At 56.8% G+C, this 25,039-nt stretch carries 27 protein-coding genes; 15 read left to right on the forward strand and 12 right to left on the reverse strand.

The window, feature by feature from the left end:
- The first annotated feature begins 73 nt into the window (after positions 1-73).
- Together ACR0MJ_RS07375 and ACR0MJ_RS07380 are read left to right on the forward strand one after the other, a co-directional pair.
- Positions 74-961, forward strand: a complete 888-nt coding sequence (locus ACR0MJ_RS07375; protein ID WP_170393600.1) for an ABC transporter permease — start codon at positions 74-76, stop codon at positions 959-961.
- Entirely contained in the window at positions 958-1,764 is an 807-nt protein-coding gene (locus ACR0MJ_RS07380) for an ABC transporter permease (protein ID WP_170393602.1), read from the forward strand. The genes ACR0MJ_RS07375 and ACR0MJ_RS07380 overlap by 4 nt, the downstream gene beginning before the upstream one ends.
- Here ACR0MJ_RS07380 and ACR0MJ_RS07385 read toward each other — a convergent pair.
- Complete coding sequence (locus tag ACR0MJ_RS07385; protein WP_480437024.1) at positions 1,761-2,588, reverse strand: M90 family metallopeptidase; 828 nt, start codon at positions 2,586-2,588, stop codon at positions 1,761-1,763. The genes ACR0MJ_RS07380 and ACR0MJ_RS07385 overlap by 4 nt on opposite strands.
- Before the next feature lie 193 nt (positions 2,589-2,781).
- Here ACR0MJ_RS07385 and ACR0MJ_RS07390 point away from each other — a divergent pair, with 193 nt between their 5' ends.
- The 5 genes from ACR0MJ_RS07390 (at position 2,782) to ACR0MJ_RS07410 (ending at position 8,827) form a co-directional block, all read left to right on the forward strand.
- Positions 2,782-4,101 carry a glutamine synthetase family protein gene (locus ACR0MJ_RS07390; protein ID WP_480760201.1) on the forward strand — a complete coding sequence of 440 codons (1,320 nt, stop codon included), beginning with the start codon at positions 2,782-2,784 and terminating at the stop codon, positions 4,099-4,101.
- A gap of 58 nt (positions 4,102-4,159) precedes the next feature.
- A complete protein-coding gene (locus tag ACR0MJ_RS07395) occupies positions 4,160-4,840 on the forward strand; it encodes a type 1 glutamine amidotransferase (RefSeq protein ID WP_480760203.1) in 681 nt (226 codons plus the stop codon).
- Positions 4,840-6,198, forward strand: coding sequence for a glutamine synthetase family protein (locus tag ACR0MJ_RS07400; protein ID WP_170731847.1), 1,359 nt, complete (start codon positions 4,840-4,842; stop codon positions 6,196-6,198). Before ACR0MJ_RS07395 ends, ACR0MJ_RS07400 begins: the two co-directional genes overlap by 1 nt.
- Before the next feature lie 12 nt (positions 6,199-6,210).
- On the forward strand, positions 6,211-7,515 hold the full coding sequence (locus ACR0MJ_RS07405) for an NAD(P)/FAD-dependent oxidoreductase (RefSeq protein WP_170393612.1): 1,305 nt from the start codon (positions 6,211-6,213) through the stop codon (positions 7,513-7,515).
- A gap of 112 nt (positions 7,516-7,627) precedes the next feature.
- The gene (locus ACR0MJ_RS07410; RefSeq protein WP_480760206.1) at positions 7,628-8,827 is read left to right on the forward strand and encodes a DegT/DnrJ/EryC1/StrS family aminotransferase; all 1,200 of its coding nucleotides are present in this window, start codon (positions 7,628-7,630) and stop codon (positions 8,825-8,827) included.
- A gap of 9 nt (positions 8,828-8,836) precedes the next feature.
- Here the strand turns inward: ACR0MJ_RS07410 and ACR0MJ_RS07415 are convergent, their stop codons facing one another.
- From ACR0MJ_RS07415 to ACR0MJ_RS07430, 4 genes are all read right to left on the reverse strand, one after another.
- Entirely contained in the window at positions 8,837-9,592 is a 756-nt protein-coding gene (locus tag ACR0MJ_RS07415; protein ID WP_170404883.1) for a trypsin-like serine protease, read from the reverse strand.
- Between the two features lie 8 nt (positions 9,593-9,600).
- Entirely contained in the window at positions 9,601-10,155 is a 555-nt protein-coding gene (gene phaR, locus ACR0MJ_RS07420; protein ID WP_170393618.1) for a polyhydroxyalkanoate synthesis repressor PhaR, read from the reverse strand.
- Between the two features lie 135 nt (positions 10,156-10,290).
- Positions 10,291-10,737 (reverse strand): phasin family protein, encoded by a 447-nt coding sequence (locus ACR0MJ_RS07425; protein WP_170393620.1) that lies wholly within the window; start codon positions 10,735-10,737, stop codon positions 10,291-10,293.
- 132 nt (positions 10,738-10,869) lie between these two features.
- The gene (locus ACR0MJ_RS07430; RefSeq protein WP_480760210.1) at positions 10,870-12,672 is read right to left on the reverse strand and encodes a PHA/PHB synthase family protein; all 1,803 of its coding nucleotides are present in this window, start codon (positions 12,670-12,672) and stop codon (positions 10,870-10,872) included.
- Between the two features lie 111 nt (positions 12,673-12,783).
- Between ACR0MJ_RS07430 and phaZ the strand changes: the two genes are divergently transcribed.
- Together phaZ and ACR0MJ_RS07440 are read left to right on the forward strand one after the other, a co-directional pair.
- Positions 12,784-14,055 carry a polyhydroxyalkanoate depolymerase gene (phaZ, locus tag ACR0MJ_RS07435; RefSeq protein WP_170404873.1) on the forward strand — a complete coding sequence of 424 codons (1,272 nt, stop codon included), beginning with the start codon at positions 12,784-12,786 and terminating at the stop codon, positions 14,053-14,055.
- Complete coding sequence (locus ACR0MJ_RS07440; protein ID WP_170645822.1) at positions 14,052-14,636, forward strand: DUF6151 family protein; 585 nt, start codon at positions 14,052-14,054, stop codon at positions 14,634-14,636. The genes phaZ and ACR0MJ_RS07440 overlap by 4 nt, the downstream gene beginning before the upstream one ends.
- Here the strand turns inward: ACR0MJ_RS07440 and ACR0MJ_RS07445 are convergent.
- From ACR0MJ_RS07445 to ACR0MJ_RS07460, 4 genes are all read right to left on the reverse strand, one after another.
- A complete protein-coding gene (locus ACR0MJ_RS07445; protein WP_480760215.1) occupies positions 14,633-15,343 on the reverse strand; it encodes an alpha/beta fold hydrolase in 711 nt (236 codons plus the stop codon). The genes ACR0MJ_RS07440 and ACR0MJ_RS07445 overlap by 4 nt on opposite strands.
- Before the next feature lie 73 nt (positions 15,344-15,416).
- Complete coding sequence (locus ACR0MJ_RS07450) at positions 15,417-16,031, reverse strand: hypothetical protein (protein WP_480760316.1); 615 nt, start codon at positions 16,029-16,031, stop codon at positions 15,417-15,419.
- A 20-nt stretch (positions 16,032-16,051) separates the two neighbouring features.
- Positions 16,052-17,059: an alpha/beta hydrolase gene (locus ACR0MJ_RS07455; protein WP_480760217.1), complete on the reverse strand. Its 1,008-nt coding sequence runs from the start codon at positions 17,057-17,059 to the stop codon at positions 16,052-16,054.
- The gene (locus ACR0MJ_RS07460) at positions 17,059-17,808 is read right to left on the reverse strand and encodes an alpha/beta fold hydrolase (RefSeq protein WP_480760219.1); all 750 of its coding nucleotides are present in this window, start codon (positions 17,806-17,808) and stop codon (positions 17,059-17,061) included. Before ACR0MJ_RS07460 ends, ACR0MJ_RS07455 begins: the two co-directional genes overlap by 1 nt.
- A gap of 216 nt (positions 17,809-18,024) precedes the next feature.
- Here ACR0MJ_RS07460 and thrS point away from each other — a divergent pair, with 216 nt between their 5' ends.
- The 5 genes from thrS (at position 18,025) to ACR0MJ_RS07485 (ending at position 22,709) form a co-directional block, all read left to right on the forward strand.
- Complete coding sequence (gene thrS / locus ACR0MJ_RS07465) at positions 18,025-19,983, forward strand: threonine--tRNA ligase (protein WP_170421002.1); 1,959 nt, start codon at positions 18,025-18,027, stop codon at positions 19,981-19,983.
- A gap of 221 nt (positions 19,984-20,204) precedes the next feature.
- A complete protein-coding gene (locus tag ACR0MJ_RS07470; protein WP_010439128.1) occupies positions 20,205-20,507 on the forward strand; it encodes a BufA1 family periplasmic bufferin-type metallophore in 303 nt (100 codons plus the stop codon).
- A gap of 71 nt (positions 20,508-20,578) precedes the next feature.
- Positions 20,579-21,436, forward strand: a complete 858-nt coding sequence (bufB, locus tag ACR0MJ_RS07475; protein WP_480760221.1) for an MNIO family bufferin maturase — start codon at positions 20,579-20,581, stop codon at positions 21,434-21,436.
- The gene (locus ACR0MJ_RS07480) at positions 21,433-22,194 is read left to right on the forward strand and encodes an HvfC/BufC family peptide modification chaperone (protein WP_480760223.1); all 762 of its coding nucleotides are present in this window, start codon (positions 21,433-21,435) and stop codon (positions 22,192-22,194) included. Before bufB ends, ACR0MJ_RS07480 begins: the two co-directional genes overlap by 4 nt.
- A complete protein-coding gene (locus ACR0MJ_RS07485; protein WP_170393639.1) occupies positions 22,191-22,709 on the forward strand; it encodes a DoxX family membrane protein in 519 nt (172 codons plus the stop codon). Before ACR0MJ_RS07480 ends, ACR0MJ_RS07485 begins: the two co-directional genes overlap by 4 nt.
- 1 nt (position 22,710) lies before the next feature.
- Here ACR0MJ_RS07485 and ACR0MJ_RS07490 read toward each other — a convergent pair whose 3' ends face one another.
- Together ACR0MJ_RS07490 and ACR0MJ_RS07495 are read right to left on the reverse strand one after the other, a co-directional pair.
- Positions 22,711-23,079, reverse strand: a complete 369-nt coding sequence (locus tag ACR0MJ_RS07490) for a hypothetical protein (protein ID WP_480760225.1) — start codon at positions 23,077-23,079, stop codon at positions 22,711-22,713.
- A 42-nt stretch (positions 23,080-23,121) separates the two neighbouring features.
- Positions 23,122-23,439 (reverse strand): arsenate reductase family protein, encoded by a 318-nt coding sequence (locus tag ACR0MJ_RS07495; protein WP_170422413.1) that lies wholly within the window; start codon positions 23,437-23,439, stop codon positions 23,122-23,124.
- Between the two features lie 214 nt (positions 23,440-23,653).
- On the opposite strand from ACR0MJ_RS07495, the gene ACR0MJ_RS07500 reads away from it, so the two are divergent.
- Entirely contained in the window at positions 23,654-23,860 is a 207-nt protein-coding gene (locus ACR0MJ_RS07500; protein WP_008758035.1) for a cold-shock protein, read from the forward strand.
- Between the two features lie 115 nt (positions 23,861-23,975).
- Here ACR0MJ_RS07500 and thyX read toward each other — a convergent pair whose 3' ends face one another.
- Positions 23,976-24,887, reverse strand: coding sequence for an FAD-dependent thymidylate synthase (gene thyX, locus ACR0MJ_RS07505; protein ID WP_170510735.1), 912 nt, complete (start codon positions 24,885-24,887; stop codon positions 23,976-23,978).
- Positions 24,888-25,039 lie beyond the last annotated feature (152 nt).

Raw genomic sequence — 25,039 nt, forward strand, 5'->3', positions numbered from 1 at the left:
ATATCCCGGTCCGGTGTCTCAGCGCCGGGCCGAGACGCTGGCTTTGCCGGTAACGACGTTCGAAAGACGCCTTATGTTCTCCTACTGCGCTGATCCTGACACGCTGGGCACGTTCCGCTGGTTCTCGTGCTATCTGACCAATGGCGTCCACTGGTCGTTCTACTTGTCGTTCTTCAAGGTGCTGGGTCTGCTGGCCGTCACCGCCCCGGTCGCCCTGAGCTTCGGTTTTGCCGGCGCTATGGCAGCGCGATCGCATTTCCCGCCGCTTAGCTGGCTGGGTAAGGCCTATATCGCCATCGTGCGTGGCGTGCCTGATATCGCTTTCTTTCTGTTCTTCGTGATCGCTCTGGATCAGGGCTTTGAATGGCTGCGCCATAAAGTGCTCTGCCCCGAATGGACCGATCCGGTGCGGCAGGGCAACGACTTCATCGTCTGTCAGGCCGCCAAGCTGCCGCTGGGCACTGCACCCGAATGGGTGCATGAAACCTACGGCTTCTTCCTTGCCGTCGTCACATTCTCTATCGTGTTCGGCGCGTTTGCCGCCAACGTCCTGTTCGGCGGCATGCGGGCTGTACCACACGCCCAGCTTGAGACGGCCGCAGCCTACGGCATGACACGCCGCCAGACTTTTTGGCGTATCCTGGTGCCGCAAATGTGGGTCTACGCCCTACCTGGCCTATCGAACCTGTGGATGGTGCTGATCAAGGCCACACCACTGCTTTTCTTGCTGGGCATCGAAGATATCGTCTATTGGGCTCGCGAGTTGGGTGGCACAAAAACATCCCGCTTTACCGATTACCCTCATGGCGACTGGCGCATGTGGTACTTCCTCGCCCTGCTGATCTTCTACCTCGGCATGACCCGCGTCTCGGAAATCGGGCTTGAGAAACTGATGCGCCGCCTGTCCCATGGTCAGGCCACATCGGGCGGAGAGCTTCTGCGCAAGGAGACCACCGCATGAGCTGCATCCAGACCATTCAAGACTACGGCCTCCGTTCGCTAGGCTTCGGGGAACGCCTGCTGCCCAAAACCGATTTCACCCTGTGCGAGCACTTCACGCTGATCGGCTCGGGCATGATCTGGAATATCTATTTCGGGATCATGGCGATGGTCACGGGTTTCTTCCTCGCCACCGCGCTGGCCGTCGGCAAAGCGTCTTCGAATAAATGGCTGCGCAAACCGTCCGAGTGGTTCATCTTTTTGTTCCGCGGCTCGCCGCTGTTTATCCAGTTCTTCTTCGCCTATTTCTTCTTCCTTTCGCTGAAGAAGCCCTATCCGATGTTCGACGCCTTCACCTCGGCCTGGCTGGGGGCGCTGATCGTGCTGTTCCTGAATACTTCCGCCTATTCGGGTGAGATCTTCTATGGCGCCCTGCGTTCGATCCCCAAGGGCGATATCGAAGCCGCTGACGCCTATGGCATGTCCGGCTGGTCCCGCTTCCGACGTATCGTTTGGCCCACAATGCTGCGGCTGGCGTGGCCCGCCTATACGAACGAAGCGATCTTTGTCTTCCAGTCCACCACACTGGTCTTCTTCTCGGCCTTCCCGGCCTGGCAACAACGGGGCGACGCGCTCTATTACGCCAGCTACTTCGCGGACAAGACGTTCAACCCGTTCATCCCCTACCCGATTCTGGCGTTCTATTTCATCCTGCTGACGCTGGTCATCGTTTGGGGCTTCGGAAGGGTCAACAAACGCCTGAACCGCCACCTGCCTGCCGAGCGGAAAGCCAAGATGCGCTTCCGACTAAATTTGGCGCGCTAAGCCCACTCCACCGGGTTCAGCCGGAACAGTTTCGAAAGCTGCTCATAGACCTCGGGCACCTCGTGCTTCAGCGCTTTCGGGCGCTCAAAGAACACTTCGACCGAGACGGCAAAGAACTCTTCATGCCCGGTTGCGCCATAGGGGTCGATAACCGTGTGCCGCCCGCTTTCAACCGCGTGAACATGCGCGTCATAGGCGGTCAGGAATACCTTTTCCCATTCGGCAAAGCTCTGCCCTTCACTCAGGATCGGTACGCCATTTGTACCCCCGGACAGATCATCGATCTGATGCGCAAATTCATGCAGCACTACGTTCTGCCCGTCGCGATCATCCAGAGCGCCCTGCTGGCTGTGTGCCCATGATAAAATGACCGGTCCGCGATCCCAGCTTTCCCCGGTCCGCACGATCTCTTTCTCGGACACGACATAGCCCGAGCGCCGCTGCTGCTTTGACTTGAACGCATTGGGATAGATCAGAATGGTCGTCAGATTGTCATACCAAATGTCGCTATTGATCACGAGCAAACAGGCCTGCGCCGCAATCGACAGCTCCATCTCCTCAGTCACTTCCAACCCGTCGCAGCCGTAGAAGCTCACTTGATCCAGAAACAGGTTCACCTTGCCATCCAAGTGGCTGCGCAGCCCGGCGGGCAGCCGCCGGATGATGGGAACTTGCTGATCAATGATGTCCCGTTGATCCGAGGTCAGACGCGTCGCCAACAGCGCCGCGCGGGCCTGTCTCTTGGACCAGACGTAATAGCCGACCCCGCCTGCGATCAGTAACACTATGGTAAGAAAGATGAACATATATGAGACTATAGGCATCGCTACGCCCGGCACAATCGGGCACCTGAATGTTGTACAACTCGGAAGACAGCGGTCTCGACCACTGTACAAGTCGGTTGATTTTCAACATCGCGCCCCACCGCAAGCGACGCCTATTCGTAATTTGATCAAATTTCGTGACAAGACGCTAATCCTGATTTAAACCTCTCGTGACTAGACCACGGAGCCCCCAATGGACCTGAGCGCCCTGCATACATTCCGCGTCGCCGCCTGTGACCTCAACGGTCAGATGCGTGGCAAACGCGTGCCGCCCTCATACGGTGCCAAGTTGGACAAAGGCGCCGTACGCATGCCGTTCTCTGCGCTCAATGTCGATCTCTGGGGCGCTGATATCGAAGGCAGCCCGCTTGTCTTCGAAAGCGGTGATGCAGATGGTGTGTTGCGCCCCACCGGGCGTGGTCCGGTTCCCATGCCCTGGCTTGATACACCCACCGCGCTGGTGCCCATGTGCCTGTACCACGATGACGGCACGCCTTTTGCGGGCGATCCGAGACACGCGCTTTCTGCGGTTCTAGATCGATTTTCCGAACGGAGCTGGTCGGTCATCGCCGCCACCGAACTCGAGTTCACTCTGCTTGACGCCTCAGGCGACCAACCGCAGCCTCCCATCAACCCGGTCACGCGCCGCAGGCTGCGGGACGAAGCCGTTCTGTCGATGGCCGAAATGGACGCGTTTGATGCGTTCTTCACCGATCTCTATGATGGTTGCGCCGCTATGGGTATTCCCGCTCAGACTGCAATATCTGAAAGCGGGATCGGCCAGTTCGAGATCAATCTGAACCATCAGGACGCCATGCGCTGCGCCGATGATACGTGGCTTTTCAAGACCTTGGCGCGTGGCGTGGCCCGCAAGCATGGCTTCACAGCAACCTTCATGTCCAAGCCCTATGCCGAGGATGCGGGCAACGGGATGCATGTGCATTTCTCGGTCGTCGATGTCGATGGACGCAATGTCTTCGATGACGGAGGGGCCGAGGGAACCGATGAACTGCGCTCGGCGGTTGCCGGATGTCTGACCGCGATGCCCGGCTCTACGCTGATCTTCGCTCCTCATGGCAATTCTTACACGCGCCTGGTGCCTGGTGCCCACGCACCCACCGGAGCAAGCTGGGCCTATGAAAACCGCACAGCGGCCCTGCGCATTCCGGGTGGTGCCCCTGCCGCCCGACGGATCGAACATCGCGTTGCTGGCGGTGACATCAACCCCTATCTCATGCTGGCCGCAGTTCTGGGCGCGGCAATGGTTGGGATCGAGGATGGCCTGCGACCGCCCAGCCCGATTTCGGGCAATGCCTATGAGTTGACGGATCTGCCGCAGCTGGCAGCCGACTGGCCGTCGGCCATCTCTGCTTTCGAAACTGACCCGGTAGTTGCGCGCATTTTCCCGGACGATCTGATCCGCAACCTGGTAATGACCAAACGGCAGGAAATTGCACGATTCGCGTCCCACCCCCCTGACGAGCACTGGCTCAGCTATCTTGAGAGCGTTTGAACCTCTTGCCCAGCTCGCTTCGCTCCGTTAGAATAAATTTGATCAAATTTGGTGAACTATGAAAATCGGCATCCTTGTAACCGGCCACCCACCCGATGAATTGCACGAACAATTCGGGGAATATGATGGCATGTTTCGCGCATTACTGGGTGGGAACGGCTTTGAATTCCAAACATACGCAGTGGTCGATGGTGAGTTTCCGGAAGACGCGCATCAGGCCGACGGGTGGATCATCACCGGATCTCGTCATGGCGCATACGAAGATCACGTTTGGATTCCCCCGCTTGAACAGCTGATCCGGGATATTCAGAAGACAGGGAACCCCTTGATTGGTGTCTGCTTTGGACATCAGATCATCGCGCAAGCGCTTGGTGGAAAAGTGGAAAAGTTTGATGGTGGCTGGGCTGTAGGACGCACGGAATACAGCTTTGGCGATCAGACCGTCACCTTGAATGCTTGGCATCAGGATCAAGTGACCAAACTGCCCGCAGGTGCGGTGGTCACCGGTACGAATGACTTTTGCCAGAACGCCATGGTCACCTATGGCGATACGATCTGGACCGTGCAGGCCCATCCTGAATATGAAAATGACTTCATACAGGGCTTGATGGAGACCCGAGGCAAAGGCGTGGTTCCCGATGCGTTGATGCAGGCGGCAGCGAACCGGAAAGATGCCCCGGATGATAATGCCAAAATCGGACACCACATGGCAGAGTTCCTAAAGAAAGCGAGGGCCTGATGGCCGACTGGACAGATCAGCTGCCTGAGGCGGCGCGCACCTACTTTGAAGGCAAACGGCTGGATGAGGTTGAATGCATCATCTCTGACCTGCCCGGCATCGCCCGCGGCAAGGCGGTCCCGGCGTCAAAGTTTGCCAAGCAATCCTATTTTCACCTACCCGACAGCATTTTCTACCAGACCATCACAGGGGATTGGGGCGAAGCTGCAGGTGAGGACGGTTTCATTGAGCGGGACATGATCCTGAAACCCGACTTCTCAACTGCGTCGGCCGCTCCTTGGACGGGCGACTGGACCTTGCAGGTGATTCACGATGCGTTCGACCGGGATGGCGAGCCGATCCCTTTCAGCCCCCGCAATGTGCTCAAACGCGTTGTGAAGATGTATCACGACAAAGGTTGGAAGCCGGTTGTCGCCCCCGAGATGGAATTTTTTCTTGTCGCGCCGAATGTAGATCCCGCGCAAGGGATCAAGCCGATGATGGGCCGCTCGGGCCGACCTGCGGCGGCGCGGCAGGCTTATTCGATGACAGCGGTCGATGAATTCGGGCCAGTGATCGACGACATCTACGACTTTGCCGAATTTCAGGGGTTTGAAATCGACGGGATCACGCAAGAAGGCGGTGCCGGACAACTAGAGATCAACCTGCGTCATGGCGATCCGGTGAAGCTGGCGGACGAGGTATTCTATTTCAAACGCCTGATCCGCGAAGCCGCGTTGCGTCACAACTGCTTTGCAACATTCATGGCGAAACCGATCGAAGATGAACCGGGCTCGGCCATGCACATCCATCACTCGATTATCGACATGGAAACGGGTCAGAATATCTTCTCGGGCCCTCAGGGCGGAGAAACGGACGCCTTCTACAACTTCATCGCCGGCTTGCAGAACCACCTGCCTGCAGGGCTGGCGGTGATGGCACCGTATGTGAATTCTTATCGCCGCTACGTCAAAGACCATGCGGCCCCGATTAATCTGGAGTGGGCACGCGACAATCGCACAACTGGCATTCGCGTACCTCTGTCCGGCCCCGAGGCGCGCCGGGTCGAAAACCGCATCGCAGGCATGGACTGCAACCCCTATCTGGGCATCGCATTGTCGTTGGCCTGTGGCTATTTGGGCCTGACTCAGCAAGAACGCCCACGCCGCCAATTCTATGGCGACGCCTATGAAGGCGACGGCGATATCCCTCAGATCATGGGTGAAGCTCTGGATCTGTTTGATGAAGCCACTGCCCTGCACGAAGTTCTGGGTCCCGAGTTCGCCCGTGTCTACGGCATCGTCAAACGTGCTGAGTACGAAGAGTTCCTGCAGGTCATTTCCCCGTGGGAACGCGAGCATCTGCTGATGAACGTCTAGGGCAAAGACGCGATGAACCTGCTGTATTCTAATGACCGCAAGGCGGAGTACCCGCCGAGCTGGTATGCCGCGACGGCGCACGCCTTTGACCGCCACCCGGCGCTTGAAGGCGACCATACCGCAGACGTCTGCATTGTCGGAGGCGGTTACACGGGCCTTTCGGCAGCATTGCACCTGGCTGAGGCTGGGTTCGATGTTGTCCTGCTGGAAGCTCATCGCGCGGGCTTTGGGGCTTCGGGTCGCAACGGAGGCCAACTGGGCAGCGCGCAGCGTTTGGATCAAGAGGATCTTGAACGGCTTGTCGGCGATGAAGATGCGTTAAAGCTTTGGGATCTGGCCGAAGAAGCCAAGGATCTGGTCAAATCTCTGATCTCAAAACATCAGATCGATTGCGACCTGAAGCCCGGCATTGCGGTTCTGGGCTTTAACAACTCGGAGCGCGCAGAGCTACATGATCACGCGGCGCATCTGTCGGGTAAATACAAATACGACCAAATCGAAACTTTAGATGCCGATGCCGCGCGCGGGCTTTGCCCCTCACCAGCCTATGCGGGTGGGTATCTGGACAATGGTGCCGCGCACCTACACCCGTTGAACTACGCCCTCGGCCTTGCGCGTGCCGCTGTCAGAGCCGGATTAAGACTGCATGAAGACACCGAAGTTCTTGGCATCGATCAGGGCGCTCGTGTCACTGTACGCACTGAAAAGGGCAAGATCACTGCCGATCACGTTATTCTGGCCTGCAACGGATACCTCGGAGATCTGAACCGGCAAGTTGCATCGCGCGTGATGCCCATCAACAATTTCATCGCGGCAACCGAACCTTTGGGCGCTGAAGTGCAAAAAGTTTTGGCCAAAGATATCGCCGTTGCTGACACCAAGTTCGTGATAAACTATTTCCGGCTAAGCGCCGATGGCAGGCTGCTGTTTGGGGGTGGCGAAAGTTATGGTTATCGTTTCCCCGAGGACATCGCCGCAAAAGTCCGCAAGCCGATGACCGAGATTTTTCCGCATCTGCGTGACGTCAAAATCGACTACGCATGGGGCGGAACGCTGGGCATCACCATGCGGCGCATGCCCTATTTGACCCGGGTTGCGCCAAATATCCTGTCCGCCTCGGGTTATTCTGGCCACGGCGTCGGCACCGCGACCCATGCGGGGCAACTCATGGCGTTGGCGATCCAGGGGCAGGCTGAGGGGTTCGATACCATGGCCCGCGTTCCTGCAGTGCCCTTCCCGGGTGGTCCTGCTTTGCGGACGCCGTTGCTGATACTGGCCATGACTTGGTATGCGCTGCGTGACAGGCTGGGTATCTGAACACATTCTTTACGACGAATTGGTGAAATCTCGCTGACGATGCGAATTGGGACTTGGCTTGCCTGCACATCGAATTTATATTTCCCAAAGATAAAATTCGGGAAATCCAAATATGACGCTTGTACCCAACGTTCATGAAGCCGAACCCATCCCCGCAGCCGCCCGAGACGCAATCGACGCCCTGATGAAGTCAGGCGATCTGTTTCGCTATACCGCACCTCAGGATGCGCCCGTTGCTCTTCTGGAAACAGAGTTTGCCGAACTGCTCGGCACAAAATACGCGCTGGCGGTCTCTTCCTGTTCTGCCGCGCTGTTTTTGTCGCTCAAGGCGCTTGGGTTGCCCCGCGATGCGCGGGTACTGATCCCCGGATTCACCTTTGCAGCCGTGCCGTCTTCAATCGTGCACGCGGATTGCATTCCGGTTCTGTGCGAGGTCGGGGACAATTATCGCGTCGATATGGCCGATTTCACGGCCAAGCTGGACAGCGTGCAGGCAGTGATCATCAGCCATATGCGCGGCCATACCTCGGACATGGACGCGATCATGGAGCTGTGTGAAGCGCGCGATATCCCGGTGATCGAAGACGCCGCCCACTCTTTGGGCACAGCCTGGCATGGGCGCAATATTGGCACCATCGGTAAGGTCGGCTGCTTCTCGTTCCAGTCCTATAAAATGATCAACGCAGGCGAAGGTGGCATTCTGGTCAGCGACGATGCGGATCTTGTGGCGCGCGCTGTCATCATGTCGGGCGCATACGAGCACAACTGGAAAAAGCACTCTGGCTCAACAGAGCTGGAGCAGGCCTTTGCCAAATGGCAGAACCAGTTGCCACTGTATAACCTGCGCATGAGCAACCTCAGCGCTGCAGTCATTCGTCCGCAAATCCCCGAATTGGCACGCCGTGTCCGCGACGGGCTGGCAAACCATGACTATGTGGCTGATCGTCTGAACACATCGCCCTACATCGATGTCCCTGCCCCTCTGACACCCGAGCAGCGCGCACCGGATTCGATCCAATTCAATCTGGTTGACCTCAGCGACGATGAAATCCGCGCCTTTGCCGCCGCAGCCGAGGCACGCGGTGTCAAGGTGCAGGTCTTTGGACTGAGTCAGGATAACGCTCGTGCCTTCTGGAACTGGCAGTTCCTACCCGAACAGTTCGAACTGCCACAGACCCGTGCGATGCTGATGAAGGCCTGCGATGTACGTCTGCCCGTGCGTTTGACGCGCGATGAACTGGACGTAATCTCGGACATCCTGCTGGCTTCTGTTGGCGAGGTTGTTGGCCCGGTGCCAGTCTACGGGACCTGATCGTCAGTTCTATTGCAGATCAAGGTCGTTAACTGAAAGTAACAATGCGTCGATCCCGTCGGGGGTTGGCGCGACGCGTGACAAAATCCCGGCAACGGCGAGCCCGGTTTCTGTTTGCGTCAGAAACGGTGCACCGGAATCCCCCATCATGACGGGGCAGATCGCGCGCATCAGCCCTTGGCCGGCCTGTGCGGCATTACAGCTATCGGTGCGACTGAGCACGTGAGGCCGCAATCCGGGATAGCCCACGAACGAGCCCATCTGCGGGACAGTCCGGGAAATATCGAAAAAACCAACCTGCTCTCCAATTGGCTCGGCCAACTCCAACACGGCCCAATCCAGATCGGCGCGATTGTTGAATACACCGTCGCGCCCCTGTTCCGAATCCAGCCGATAGGCCAATACAGTGGACACGGCGGCAGCCTCGCCGCGCTGATACCCTGCGGCAAACCGGATACTGGCCGGAGGAATCCAGCGGTTGCGCGCGCTGTTGTACAAGCAATGTGCCGCGGTCAAAACCAGCCGCTCAGACACCAGCACGCCTGTACAATGGGACCGCTGACTGCGGCTGGCAAAATTGACCCGGCCAATGGCGCGCCAGGGCGGGGTTGTTGCATCCAGAATTTCGCGCGCGCGAATCTCGTCGCAGCCCGCAGCCGTATCCCGACCCATTGTGCAGATAGGTTCCCACACGGATGTAAACTGGCCTTGGGCCTGTGCAGTCTGGGCCCAGATCAACGCGCCCAGAACAGACAGCCAGCGCATCGGTCAGGCTAGCTCAGCTTCGATAGTTTTTGTTGCAGCTCGGCAAGTTGCTTTTTGATGTCGTCCAAATCCTCTTTGGGTTCGGGCGATGTTTCTTGTTCATCATCCGGCCCCGACCAGTTCCCCGACAGACCACCGGTCATGGCTTTTAGAAAGGCCTTTTGCTGCGCTTGCATCGCCTCGAATCCCGGCATCTGGGACATCGGGTTCATGGCGCTCATGTTCTCCATCATCTTCGACTGGCTTTCGCGCAGCATCTCGAATGAGCTTTGCAGGAATTGCGGCATCATGCCCCCGCCCGGCACCATGTAGCTGCGCACCAGATCGTTCAGCACATTAATCGGCAAAACATTTTCGCCGCGGCTTTCGTGTTCGGCAATGATTTGAAGCAGATACTGACGGGTCAGGTCATCACCGGTTTTTAGGTCGATGATCTGAACCTCGCGGCCATCGCGTATGAAACCGGCTATATCTTCAAGCGTCACGTAGTCGCTGGTCTCGGTGTTATACAGCCGACGGCTGGCATAGCGCTTGATCAGCAGCGGTTTGTCTTGTTCCGACACCCTGTACCCTCCCCAAGGATGATGCGTTGCAGCAGAGGTTATGCGACTGCAGAACAAAAAGAAAGGGCAGGTCAAGCGACCTGCCCGAAGCGATTACACCATTTGGGAGGAATGGGTGCTATATCGCAGCCTTACTTACTTGGTGGTTGCTGCTTTCTTTGCGGCAGCGGTCACCTCGTTGGTGGCTTTTTTGACGGCTGCGGTTGCATCTTCTGCAGCGTCTTTGCCAGCCGCCATCAGCAGCTCAACGGTTTCGGTCTGAACTTTTTTCGCGATTTCAGCGAAAGCAGCCAGGTTTTCAGCGGCAACTTCAGCCGACGCGCTTGCGAAGTCGGTTGCAGCTTTTGCGTAATCCGCAGGCTCGGTTTTTGCTTTCGACATCTCGGTCAGTTTGGCCAGGGTTTCTTTGGTCCATTTGTTCGAGATTTCAGCCGATTTCTCAGCTGCGTCCAGAGCAACACCCGACAGCTTTTCGTTCAGAGAAGCGGTCGATTTGAATGCGTCTTCCAGAGCGGTTGTGTCAACCGGGAACGCGCCCATCATGTCTTTCAGGGTCGCGGTAAAGTCTTGGGTCTTTGCCATTGTCCTAAATCCTTCTAGCCGTTCCGGGCCCACCCCGGTTCTCATCAGCTTGAAGGCAATATGATTGCTGCATTGCAGCATTGCAAGTTTTTTCTTGCTGCAATGCAGAAAAATTTGAGTTTCAAAATGATATCAGCGGTTTGCCTTGACCAAAACATAGGTACCCGGAGCCGGGCAAAGGCGCGGATGATCCGAATCGCCGGTATCGCGCGCGGGAACCTGCTTGCCTGATCGCTTCTTTAACCACGCTTCCCACATCGGCCACCATGAACCTTCGTGGAAGTCAGCTTCTTTCAGCCATGTATCAGCATCACACTTCAGCTCAGGATTGGTATAGTGACCATATTTTTTCTTACTGGGCGGGTTCACAATGCCCGCGATGTGACCGGACTCGGAAACCACAAAGGTCTTCGACTTCGCGCCCATCTGCTGTACCCCGCGATAGCAATCCTTCCACGCGGCAATATGATCCGTCTCGCAGGTGATCGCCATCAAAGGCACATCGACATCCTTGATATGCAGCTTATGGCCAAACAATTCGAACCCGTCGTTGACGAAATCGTTGCTCTGACACAAACCGCGCAGATACTGGATCGCCATCCGGCCTGGCAGGTTGGCCCCGTCGCCGTTCCAGTACAACAGGTCAAACGCTGGCGGTGTTTCACCCATCATGTAGCTGCGGATCGCCGGAGTATAGATGAGATCTCTGGATCGCAGGAAAGACATCGTTCGCCCGATGATCCATGCCTTTAGAATACCATCCTTCGAGACCTGTTCTTCGATGCCATCCACAAAGTCATTTTGCAGGAACGGCGTGAACTCCCCCTGCTCACCAAAGTCTGTCAGGGTGGTGAAGAAAGTGGCAGATTTGATCGACTTGTCGCCGCGCTGCTTCATCAGCGAAAGCGTCAGGCTCAGCGTCGTACCGGCGATGCAGTAACCCACTGCGTTGACCTGCTTGACCTTGCAGATTTTCTTCGCCTCTTCGATGGCGGTCAGGAACCCTTCCTGAATATAGTCCTCCATCCCAATATCGGCGTGTGAACTATCGGCATTCACCCAACTGACCACAAACAGGGTATAGCCCTGCTCGGTCACCCATTTAATCAGGCTGTTCTGAGCCTTCAGGTCCAAGATATAGAACTTGTTGATCCATGGCGGGAACAGAACGATCGGCGTTTCGTGCACCGTCTCGGTCACCGGTTTATACTGGATCAGTTCCATCATTCGGTTGCGATAGACGACGTCGCCGGGTGTAGTTGCGATATTCCCGCCAATCTCAAAGGCACTTTCGTCAGCCAGCCTGACAACCATCTCGCCGTCATTGGCCTCAAGGTCCGACACGAGGTTCTCCAGCCCCTTTATCAGGGACTGCCCTTCGGTCTCGATGGCCTTTTCCAGCGCATCGGGGTTGGTGGCCAGAAAATTCGTTGGCGCCATCATATCTATGATCTGTTGCGAGAAGTACTGCAGACGCTGTTTATCCTTGGTTTCCAGATCGTCAACCGATGCGACGGCCTGCGCGATCGCTTCGGCATTGGTTTGGTACTGCTGGCGAATGAGGCGAAAGTAGGGGTTGGTTTCCCACATTGGATTGGCAAACCGTTTATCTTTGGCAGCGGCTGGGGGTACATCCCCGTCGCTTTGGGTCATCGCTTTCTGCGCTTCCGCAAAGTTGAGAACCGATTTTCCCCAATACTCAATTTGCTGCTCCAACAGCTTTGTGGGGTTTTGAAACGCTTCAGCCCAATACGCAGTTGCTGCTTTTGCAAAAAGCTCTTGATTCGGGCCATCCAGAGCGGGGGTGTGCGGCGTTTTTCCTGCCATGACCTCGACCAGGCGTTTGGACAGTTCTTCTACTTTGTCCATATTTTCTTTAAGTCGTTCAATATGTTCTTCGGTCAGTTTTGGCGTCTGGTCTTCGGTAGTTGTCATTTTAACAATTCCCCCCTAGTCTCGCTGCTGTGCAGAATAACGTCGTTGGCGTCGGGGGGCAAAGCGGCGAATGGTCCGAATTCTCAGGCTGATACTCAGGAGGCACATTCGATGCGCTACATGATGACCTATGACCTGATGGAAACCATGCGTAACACCAATCAATGGCTTGGTGCAACCGCAAGCGCGATGGCATCCTACCCCCTGTTCTCGATGACACCCAACCCGGCCTTCAACTGGATGGCTGCATGGGGCGAAGTAACCGAGCGCACATTCCAGCGTATGGTCGTCAAGCCTGATTGGGGCATCCGCACCTTTACCTGCGAAGACGGCAAGGACCATCTGGTCGATATCACAACCGTGCTTGAGCGTCCTTTCGGCGACCTGATCCATTTCCGCGTTAATGGACGCAAAGAACAGCCACGCAAGGTGCTGCTGGTTGCGCCGATGTCGGGGCATTACGCGACCCTGCTCCGCTCGACCGTCAAAAGCCTGCTTGTCAATTGTGAGGTCTACATTACCGATTGGCATAACGCGCGCGACATTCCCGTGTCCGAAGGCAAGTTCGATGTAGAGGATTACACGCTCTACCTTGTCGATTTTATGAAAGAGCTCGGCCCCGATACGCATGTTATTGCGGTTTGTCAGCCCGCACCGCTGACTCTGGCCGCAACCGCCTATCTGGCCGAGGTCGAGCCGAAGGCGCAGCCAAGTACCCTGACCCTGATCGGCGGTCCCGTCGACCCCGACGCAACTCCGACCGAGGTTACGGATTTTGGTCGCCGTGTAACGATGGGTCAGTTGGAAGAAACGATGATCCAGCGGGTTGGCTTTAAATACAAGGGCGTAGGCCGGATGGTGTATCCCGGCTTGCTACAACTGGCTTCGTTCATGTCAATGAATGCCGAACGTCACAGTAAGGCGTTCTCGGATCAGATCCAGCGCGTTATTCGTGACGAGGCATCCGACCACGATGCCCATAACCGGTTCTATGACGAATATCTGGCGGTGATGGACATGACTGCCGAGTTCTATCTTTCGACCGTTGAACGTGTCTTCAAAAACCGTGAGATCGCGCGCAACGAGTTCGTTGTAGCCGGCCACAAGGTAGATATCGGCAAGATCACTGATGTGGCTGTGAAATCGGTCGAAGGCACGAATGACGATATCTCAGCCCCCGGGCAATGCATCGCGGCGTTGGATTTATGCACGGGTCTGCCCGACAGCAAAAAGGCCAGCCATGTTGAACCCGGCGCGGGTCACTATGGCATTTTTGCGGGCCGCAGCTGGCGCGACAACATCCGTCCGCTAGTGATTGATTTCATGAATGAAAACAGCCGCAAACCCCGTCAACGAGCCGCCAATAGCAACAAAGTTGCATGAGCCGCGCAGCGGCAGGAGACCTTCCTTTCCGTTGCAATTGCGGCGCCCTTTCGGGGCGCATTACTGAACACGGCGTCGTATCCGGCACTCATGTCGTATGTTTTTGCCATGACTGCCGCGCGGCTCAGCTGTATTTTGAACAGCCCGACCCTGCGCCCGACCCAGTCGAGGTGTTTCAGATGTCACCGGAAGACATTAAGATCGATGCAGGGGTCGAGCACTTGGCAGCTATGCAACTTAGCCCCAAGGGCATGTTGCGGTGGTATGCCAGATGCTGCAACGCGCCGCTGGCCACGACGCCGACAACTCCAAAATTTCCGTTCGCGGGTTTTATCGTCAAACGTATTCCTCACCCCAGCAGTTTGGGTCCCATCACTACGCGTGGATTTGTGCCAAGGGCTGACGGCAAGCAGTCTCATGAGAAAATCCGCTATGCCGCTATGGGTCTGCTTAAACGCGTACTAAAATCGCGTCTGTCCGGGAGCTGGAAGAAAACGCCATTCTTTGACTCTGAAACCGGTCGGCCGGTGGTGCAACCAACTGTTCTTACCAAGAACCAGCGCGCGGTTTTCTACGACTAGGTCAGCCGCAGTGGTTTCCGGAGCCAATCCTGCAGCATCGCAATCACGGATTCGGGTGCTTCCAGTGTCGGATAGTGCCCGGCCTCATCAATCACGCGCAACTCTGCATCCGGAATGAGATCAGCCATGAAGGTATTCTTGCGGACCGGATTCTCCGCATCATGGGCACCGCAAATGATCAGCGTGGGCATCCTGATCCGGCGCAGCGTGCCTTGTAGGTCCGGACGGCGTTGCATGGTTCTTATCTGACGCACAAACACATCCGAGCCCAATTCCTCGGCCATCTGCAACACTTCGTTCAAAATCGGGATGCGTTGCGGACCGGGAGACAACATGTCCGAGCCGATCAGCTTGCGCATCACTTCGTCCAACCTCCCCGCCTGCGCGCCAACGATCAGGTCTTCGCGACTCGCCGCGATATGAGGTGTGTCGGCCTGCGCATCCGTCGCCAGCAAGGCCAGTCGTGTAACCCTCTCAGGTGCTCGCCGCACGATCTCAAGCGCGACGCCACCACCCAGACCAAACCCGCACAAAGCAAACCGGTGCGGCAGTTGATCCAGCAAGCCCGACGCGATCTCTTCGAACCGTTCACCGCCGGTGATCGGTGCGACCATAACTGCACGTTCACGCGACAGCGCGGTGATCTGCGCCTGAAACAACCGTGCATCGCACATCAATCCGGGTAGCAAAACCAACGGCTCGATCACCTCGGTGCCCTCCGCTCGTTGTTATTATTTTGTTACAGGATGAGAGGTTTGCCAACAGCGGGCAAGCAAAACTTCACGGATAGCTGATCGCCCGAAACGGTGGGAAATCCGCATAGCGTTCCTGCCTTTGGCCCAGCGGTTCATCTGGCTCCGCCCCGGCCCGCAACAAGCAGCCGCGCGGGGCGATGCAGCTGTCGATCCGCCGTACAGGCTTGGGCCGCCAAACCAGATTGAACGCGCATAATTTGGGAAAAAACCAAATCTCGGAATAGTCCAGATGGTCATGCATCCACCACGCCAAATCGCGCCAATCGCGCCCCTGCGCATAACGGTCTGCAAACCACGGAATTACCACCGACGCCCCTGCTACACGTGCGTCACCTTCGCCCCAATCCCAAATGTGGCACTCCAACGGGTTGTCATTGCGGGCACAGTTCAACCTGTTCTCGTTCCCGAACCGGTTCAGAGATCGCGAGCGATAGCCCGAGCGCACCGCGATACGACCAAAGGTTTCTTCCAGCGGATCCAGCAGGGTCTCGCAAAACGCGCGCCCGGTCTCGATCGCAAGATCAGGGTTGTCGGGAATATTTTGCAATGCGTGAAAGTTCCCGATCTCGGAATATAGGAAATCACGCATGAAAAAATGCCGGGATAGTCGCACGCGACCCAACGTCTCAAGGCTCCACATACTGCCCGGTCTACGCATATTCAGCCACCGCTTTGCCTCTGAATCCCCTGCTCTGACAGCCACTCCAATATGCCCGCGACCGCCGCGTCGGTCTGACCCGGTGACATTAGACGCCCCGCGACCACGTGTGAGGCCGGATCATCCCCGGGCCCCATTGTCACCAATGAAACCATCGCCTGACCACCCCAGGTCTTGGCCGCCTCATGCATTTTTTCCGGACGCACCACCTGATCATCATCAGAAAACCAGAACAGCGCCGGAACCCGCGCGCCCGAGAAGTCCAGCGCATTGACCGCATCTACAAGGGCAAACATCGGCACGACCGCCTCCCACGGATAAACAGTTGTCCAAAAGATGTTCTTCTCGGGATCAGTGCTTGAGACATCCCGGTCCTGTCCCATCAAAGGCGGCAGCCAATGCCGGGCCCACGGCAAAGATGGCACCCAGGAACCAGCCGAGTTTACGCCAAAGTTCGGCGACACCAAAACCAATGCAGCCACATCAGTGCTCAGTTCCGTATCCATCGCAGCCGCGGCGGCCAATGTCGCCCCCGTCGAGGTTGCGATCACAATGACTTGCTCACCAACAGCCCTGGCGGCAGCCAACGCCTCTGCTGTATCCTGCATCCAGCCCGACGCCGTACCTTCGGCCATTGCGTCCCCATCGCGGCCATGCCCTTGAAGCCTTGTGTAGACAAGGTTGGCACCCAACGCGTCCGCAACGCGATCAGGTACTGGCCTGATCTCTTCGGACGTGGCGGAAAACCCATGAATGTAGAGCACCGCATAAGCTGTCCGCTGTTCAACAAAACCATCCTGCCAGACCACGCGCTTTTCAACACCTGGCACGATGTCATCATAGGCGGATTCGATGCTTTCAAAGTAAACCTGAACGCCCTCGCCAAATTTGCGCGGATCGAAACGCGGATGCAGGTCCACTGGCTCGCGCGGGCCAAAGGCGTAGATCAACACACCAACCAGCGTCAAACCCACCAGCACCCGCCCCAAAACCCAGCCGAGGCGACGCATCAGGTGCCTTCCAGGACTTCTCGCAGAGCCTGCTCAATCAACCCGAGGCATCGCTCATCCGAGAACCTGTGATCCGCATCTTTGACCAGCAGCAGCTGCATGTCCGGACCAGAGGCATGATCCAGCAGACGCAACGCCGTATCGGTCGAGACGGCCGTATCTGCTGTCCCCTGCAGGAGACGCACAGGGAAAGGCAGATCAAGCGAAGCGCGCAAAACCAACCGCTGCCGCCCATCCTCAATCATCCGCTTGGTGATGACGTAGGGCTCCATGTAGTCCGATGGCAGTTCCACATGTCCAACCGTCTCTAGTTCAGATTTCTGCTGGTCCGAAAACGACGCCCAATACCCATCCTCGGTAAAATCTGGGGCCGCCGCAATTGTCACCATACCTGCGATCCGTTCGGGCATGACACGCGCCAGCAACAGCGCTTGCCACCCGCCCATCGACGATCCCACAACAACCAGCGGACCATCAGTTAACCGAGAAACTGCAGCCAGCGTATCCTCGTGCCAGTCCCCGATACACCCGTCAGTAAAGGCGCCCGAGCTTTCACCGTGCCCCGAATAGTCAAACCGAAGGAACCCCTGCCCGCGCGCGCGAGCCCACGCTTCCAGATGCACCGCCTTGGTGCCCTCCATATCTGATTTCAAGCCACCTAGAAAAACGATGGTCGGCCCGCGCCCATCACTCTTGTGATACGCCAGACGTCGTCCCTGAGCGGTTTCCAGAAATTCTGCCTCTGCCATGCTACCCTCTTTGCTTGTCCGCCCATCATGCATGTCACGCACCTCTCTGCAATTGCCCGATCCTTCTTCATCTGGCTAAAAATACCTCGGGGAGTGCGAGGGGCTGGCCCCTCGCTCCTGCCCTTGACACCTGTGTCCCCACCTGCCACATGAGCCGGGCATATATAACCCGCAACCGGGCGTTCAGTGGGCGCCAAACCGACGAGGAGAGCCGATATGGCCCTGGACTCACAGTCAGTCTCCCTTACCTTTCCCGATGGCAATTCCCGGTCCTATGAAGCAGGCGTTACGCCCGCACAGGTCGCCGCCGACATCTCGACCTCGCTGGCAAAAAAAGCCATTTCTGCCACGGTGAATGGACAGCATTGGGACCTGCAATGGCCAATCGAAGCCGACGCGCAAATCGCCATTCACACCATGAAGGACGAGGCGCAAGCCAATGAGCTGATCCGACACGATCTGGCGCATGTCATGGCCCGCGCCGTGCAAGAGATTTGGCCCGCAACCAAGGTCACCATCGGCCCCGTCATCGAAAACGGCTGGTACTATGACTTTGACCGTGAGGAACCGTTTACGCCCGAAGATCTCGGCCTCATCGAGAAAAAGATGAAAGAGATCATCAACAAGCGTGACCCGGTGACCACCGAGGTCTGGGATCGCGATCGCGCAATCGAGTTCTACAAGGCCAATAATGAGCCCTATAAAGTTGAGCTGATCGAATCCATCCCGGGTGACGAACCGTTGCGCATGTATTGGCACGGACACTGGCAGGATCTCTGCCGTGGCCCGCACTTGCAGCATACCGGTCAACTGCCGGGCGACGCGTTCAAGCTGATGTCAATCGCCGGGGCTTATTGGCGCGGCGACAGCGACCGCGCAATGCTACAGCGCATCTACGGCGTGGCCTTCACCGGCAAGGAAAAGCTCAAGGCTCATCTGCACATGTTGGAAGAAGCCGCCAAGCGCGACCACCGCAAGCTGGGTCGCGAGATGGATTTGTTCCACATGCAGGAAGAGGCCCCAGGGCAGATTTTCTGGCACCCTAATGGCTGGACCATCTACACTCTTCTGCAAGATTACATGCGTCGGCAACAGCGCAAAGGTGGCTATGTTGAGGTCAACACCCCTCAGGTCGTCGACCGCAAGCTGTGGGTAGCCTCGGGTCATTGGGACAAATACCAAGAGAACATGTTCATCGTCGAAGTGGACGAGGAACATGCACGCGAAAAGGCGGTCAACGCCCTGAAACCGATGAACTGCCCCTGCCACGTGCAGATTTTCAATCAGGGTCTCAAATCCTACCGCGACCTTCCTCTGCGCATGGCCGAGTTCGGATCGTGTAACCGGTACGAACCTTCGGGCGCGCTGCACGGCATCATGCGCGTGCGTGGCTTTACCCAGGATGATGGCCATATCTTCTGCACCGAAGACCAGATCGAATCCGAAACCGCTGAGTTCATTCGGTTCCTGTCCGGGATCTACAAAGACCTCGGGTTTGAGAACTTCTCGGTCAAATTCTCGGATCGGCCGGAAAAACGCTCAGGATCGGACGAGGTCTGGGACAAGGCTGAAGCCGCCCTGCTCAGCGCAACTCGCGCAGCTGGGATCGAGCCGGAACTCAATCCGGGTGAAGGGGCATTCTACGGCCCGAAACTCGAGTTTGTTCTGACCGATGCGATCGGGCGGGATTGGCAATGCGGCACGCATCAGGTGGACTTTGTTCTGCCCGAGCGTTTGGACGCCACGTATATCGGCGCTGATGGTGGCAAACACCGCCCAGTTATGTTGCACCGCGCGACCTTGGGCTCGTTTGAACGTTTCATCGGCATTCTGATCGAAGAACACGCGGGCAAGCTGCCGTTCTGGCTGGCCCCGCGCCAGGTCGTTGTGGCCTCGATCACCTCCGAGGCCGATGAGTATGTGGCCGAAGTGGTCAGCACCCTTCGCGCAGCAGGCATCCGCGCCGAGGCGGATATTCGCAACGAGAAGATCAACTATAAAGTCCGCGAACATTCGGTTGGCAAAGTGCCGATCATTCTGGCCGTTGGTCACCGTGAAGTCGAAGATCGCACGGTCAGTGTCCGTCGCCTTGGCGAAAAACAGACGCAGGTCCAATCGCTTGAGGCTGTAACAAATGAGTTGAGCGTGGCTGCAACGCCCCCCGATCTGCTGTAACATTCGGCAGCAAACCGCTAGAAATCCGGCCCGTTATTTTGGGCCGGATTGAAACAAATATCATTTTTCAATTCAAAAACAATTTGTTAACGTTCAAGGGTGCATGACGACCTTTGACGGGGTTGTGAGACACGGGCTCGTGAATTCAACTGCTGCCCCTGAACCATTACCTTGTCGTTGTCACAAGCAGACATTCGCAGTCATTAACAAGGATTACCAAGATGTCGAACACTGCAAAAACACTGGTTATCGCAAGCGCAGTTGCTGCAGCCGTTTCCGGCGCGGCCACAACCGCAACAGCCCAGGCCAAAGAAAAGTGCTATGGCGTTTCTCTGGCGGGTCAGAACGACTGTGCAGCCGGCCCCGGCACAACTTGCGCGGGCACTTCGACCGTCGACTATCAGGGCAACGCATGGACCCTGGTTGACGCAGGCACCTGCGCAGACATCGAGCTGCCGAAAACAGCAGACGGTGCAGATCGCAAAGGCTCGCTTGAGCCGCTGGAGCGTGACCTGCCTGCATAAGGCTTTTCCGAATGAACCAGAAAGGGCGGGCAGGATCGCCCGCCCTTTCCACGTAATCAGGGGATTTGCAAATGTTGGACAATGCGCTCAGATCGAACCGGCTGCCTGCAGCACCGGGCGTTGGTTACAAACCACAGCATTTCTCGCAGATTCTTGAACAGGCCAAGCCTGTGGCGTGGTTGGAAATCCATGCCGAAAACTATATGGGCGATGGTGGCAGACCTCTGGCACAACTGCGTCACCTGTCCGAACAATTCCCGATTTCAGTGCATGGTGTCGGGCTGTCGATCGGCGGCGAAACGCCACTTGACCCAGATCACCTGGACCGCCTGAAGCATCTTGTCGGCTGGTTGAACCCGGCCAGCTTTTCGGAGCATTTGGCATGGTCAACCCATGACAGCCACTTCCTGAACGATCTACTTCCTCTGCCCTATACTGATGCCACTCTGGACCGTGTTTGCGACCATATTGATCAGGTGCAAGAGGTGGTCGGGCGGCAAATGCTGTTAGAGAACCCCTCAAGCTATTTGGCTTTCGAGGAAAGCACATGGTCCGAACCTGATTTCTTGCGAGAAATCACCCGGCGCACCGGATGTGGGTTGCTGCTGGACGTGAACAACGTCTTTGTTTCAGCCACCAATCTGGATTTTTCACCGCAGGGCTATATCGATGCCTACCCGCTGGACCAAGTCGGTGAGATTCACCTGGGCGGGCATGATGAGGACGAGGACGATCATGGGCATCCTTTGCTGATCGACAGCCACGGGCGCAAGGTCGTTGATCCGGTCTGGTCCCTGCTGGACTACGTTCTGGACAAATCCGGCCCCAAACCCCTGTTGATTGAATGGGACACCGATGTGCCAGACTGGCCGGTGTTACGGGCCGAAGCCGAGCGCGCGCAAAAAGCGCTGGATCGCGTGCCCGCATGAGCGTGTCGCAAACGACATTCCACATGGCACTGCTAGATGCCAACAAGCCCATTCCCGATGGGTTGCTGGACGCCGAGGCGCAGCCCGCTGGTCGTCGCTTCAGCGTCTATCGCAACAACGTCGCCGTCTCGCTGACCGAGGCGATGCATCAAGCCTTCCCGGTCATCACAAAACTTCTGGGCCCCCAGAATATGGACGGGCTGGCTGGAATATTCTTGCGCCAGCACCCGCCGTCCTCACCCCTGATGATGTTTTACGGCGAGGAATTCCCTAAATTTCTGGAAGGAATGGAGCAGTTGTCGCATCTGGGCTACCTGCCAGATGTTGCCCGTCTGGAACTGGCGCTGCGTAGGGCTTACCACGCCGCTGATCGACAACCCATAGATGCCGAAGCGCTCAGCTTGCCACCGGAAGACTTGATGCAGGCCAAACTGACCCTCGCGCCGTCGGTGCAGGTGTTGCGTTCAAGCTGGCCCGTACATGCAATCTGGCTATATAACACCGAAGAAGGCGCGCCGAAACCCGAGGCGGGCGCTCAGGATGTTTTGATTATGCGTCCCGAATACGACCCTGCCCCACACCCATTGCCACCCGGTGGTGCGGCATGGATCGCGCTGATTCAGGATGGCAAATCCATCGGTGAGGCATTTGAATCCACCATGGCCGAAACACCCGAATTTGATCTTGGAACCACTCTGGCACTGCTTTTGCAGGGCGGTGCAATAACTTCTGTGACTATCGAAAGGCTGGACACATGACTGCCCTGATCTCAACTTACAATAATGCGATGGAAAAAGCGGATCACGCGTCCGGTTGGCTGACACCAACCCTGGCTCGGGTGGTCTTTATCGCCGTGTTGTTCGTCTACTACTGGAACTCGGCCACGCTGAAAATCGACGGCTCAATCTTTTCGCCATCGGCCGGAGCCTTCGGTCAGATCTTTCCCAAAGCTGCAGAGGCGGTGCTGTATGATGTGACTCAGATGACCTTTTTCCAGCGGGTCGTCATCTTCTTTGGCACAGTGGCCGAATTTGTCCTGCCTGTGCTTTTGCTGGTCGGCCTGCTGACGCGCCTTGCCGCGCTTGGCATGATCGGATTTGTCTGGGTTCAAACACTGACCGATGTCACCGGGCATGGTATCAAACTGGGCGGCTTGTTCGACAACGCAATTACGTTGATGGATCAGCGCGTGATGTGGACATTCCTGCTGCTGGTGATTGTGATCAACGGCGCGGGTCCGCTGTCTCTGGATCGGTTATTACGCCTGAAGTGACCTAGAAATGTGCCTTGGGCTCGTCCGGTTTTCCTGCGGCGAGCCCGAGCAACCCTGCTACGCCTGCAAAGGAAATCGGGAACATGGTGAAAACACCAAAGCCAAAGGCGTAGTACATCCCAGCGGCAGAAATCAGCAGCAAAATGCCTGCAATCAGAGCCCGCGAATGGGCCATCGCCCCGCCAACGATTGCCAACAAAGGCGCCACGATCGAAGCCGTCTGGATCAACTCGGGGTTCTCTACCTGCTCGGCAATGCCTTCGATCTCACCAAACTGGTCGATCAGTTCCACAAAGCCGTAGCCAAAAAAGCCGACGATCATCCCGATCAGCCCGGCAATGACGCCTAAAATCATGGCAGCGTTTCGCATTCACAGGTCTCCGCTTGTTGCCCGTGTCACATAAGCAGTTCTTCAGGCAACACCAAGGGCCTGACGGGTTTCAGGCGTCCAGCCCAGATACATCTGACCATTGGATACTATCAATGGGCGTTTCATCAGGGTCGGATGATCAGCCAACAGCGCGAGCACCGGTCGATTGCGTGTGTCATCATCCAATCCCCGCCAGGTTGTTGATCGCGTATTGAGCAAGGCTTTGCCGAAAGTCTCGTACGCCTCGGACAGCACATTTTCGGGAACCCCTTGCGCCCGGACATCAACGAAAACCGCATCTGGAAGCAGTTTCAATGCCTTACGGCACGTATCGCAAGTTTTTAACCCATATAGCTGCATTATCTAACTAATCCTGTAATCGCTGCAAATTTAGACAAACCCATCAGGCTGCCCCAGTTATTCTTGATTTTTTACTTCACCGTGTAATGTTGAAAAAGGCGAAACACGCGACCCGGGCTGTATCGTGAGGGCGAACAGTGACGCGTGGCGGTTTTGCCAGCCAAGGCCCCCACCAATTTGTGGGACAACTTGTAAGTAGAAGGAGACACGGGAAATGCCAACCGGCACCGTGAAATGGTTTAATACAACCAAAGGCTATGGTTTTATTGCGCCCGACGAAGGGGGCAAAGATGTGTTTGTTCATATCTCGGCCGTAGAACGATCCGGTCTGACCGGACTCGCTGACAATCAGAAAGTCTCGTACGAGTTGCAGGACGGACGTGACGGCCGCCAAATGGCTGCTGATTTGAAGCCGCTGTAAGGCACAGCCCGCCCCGGCGGGAAAGATAAAAGAAGGTTGACGGCCAATTTCAGGCCGTTAACCGCAAACCCTAGTGAACGCGCCCACCTTGGGACGTGCTCAGTTTTCTGTTGAATCAACCCTCTCGGATAACAGCCTCAAACTCACGCCATTCCCGTGCGGTCATGCCTGAGTTTTCCTGAGTGACATCTTCACCGCTGAGCATCCGACGCAAGCAGGTCACCATCTGCGCCGAGAGGTTGACTGCGCCAAGGCGGTAGTCCTCAAACGCACGGTAGGCAAACGGTACCCAGTCGGCGACAATCTTGCACATGGTATCTGCGTAAACGCGGATTTCGTACTGCGCGTGCGGGTCGGCACGCAGACGCAAGAAGTGGAACAAGTTGTGCAAGTCCACCTTCCAATACCATTGCGTATAAATGTTGGCTGGAAGGTTCATCCGCGCCAGTTCACGCGCAAGCCCTTGCTGGCCGTCCTGACCGATCATCGCCTCGTAGTTGTCATAGCAGCGCGCACTGTCCGCTTTCAGTATCTCCAACACACGCGCGGCCTCTTCGCCTTGCAATGAGTCTCCACGGCCCTGATTGTTAACCTCGGATTGCGCGGCGACATGTTCGGGTGCCGGGATATAGAACTCTCGATCCAGTATCGAATACCGCGCCGAATATTCGTTCACATTCGCCGTGCGGTGGCGGATCCACTGACGGGCTACGAATACGGGCAGTTTGACGTGCAACTTGATCTCGCACATTTCAAACGGGGTCGAATGCCAGTGGCGCATCAGATAGCGGATCAGGCCTTCATCATTTTGCACCGACTTAGTGCCTTTGCCGTAGGAAACACGCGCGGCCTGACAGATCGCAGCATCGTCACCCATATAGTCGATAACGCGGACAAACCCGTGATCCAGAACCTGATGCGCCGTGTACAGATGATCTTCCATACCTTCGGCAACGACGCGGCGGGTCGGGCTCGACTGTGCGCGCTGAGCTTCGATCTCGGCCAGTTGGTCGGCAGACAGAGGCATGAAATTATCCTTTCCAGCAATGAGTCGCCGACCACTATATATCGGCAAGCTTGCCATCGGAACCGCGATATGTGCGGCGCATTGCGCTAAATCGGAATTGTGTCCGGCCAGCCCCTCGACACGGGATGAAGGCGCGCTAAGGTGCTTGGCAT

The sequence above is a fragment of the Ruegeria sp. C6 genome (genome assembly GCF_056537625.1).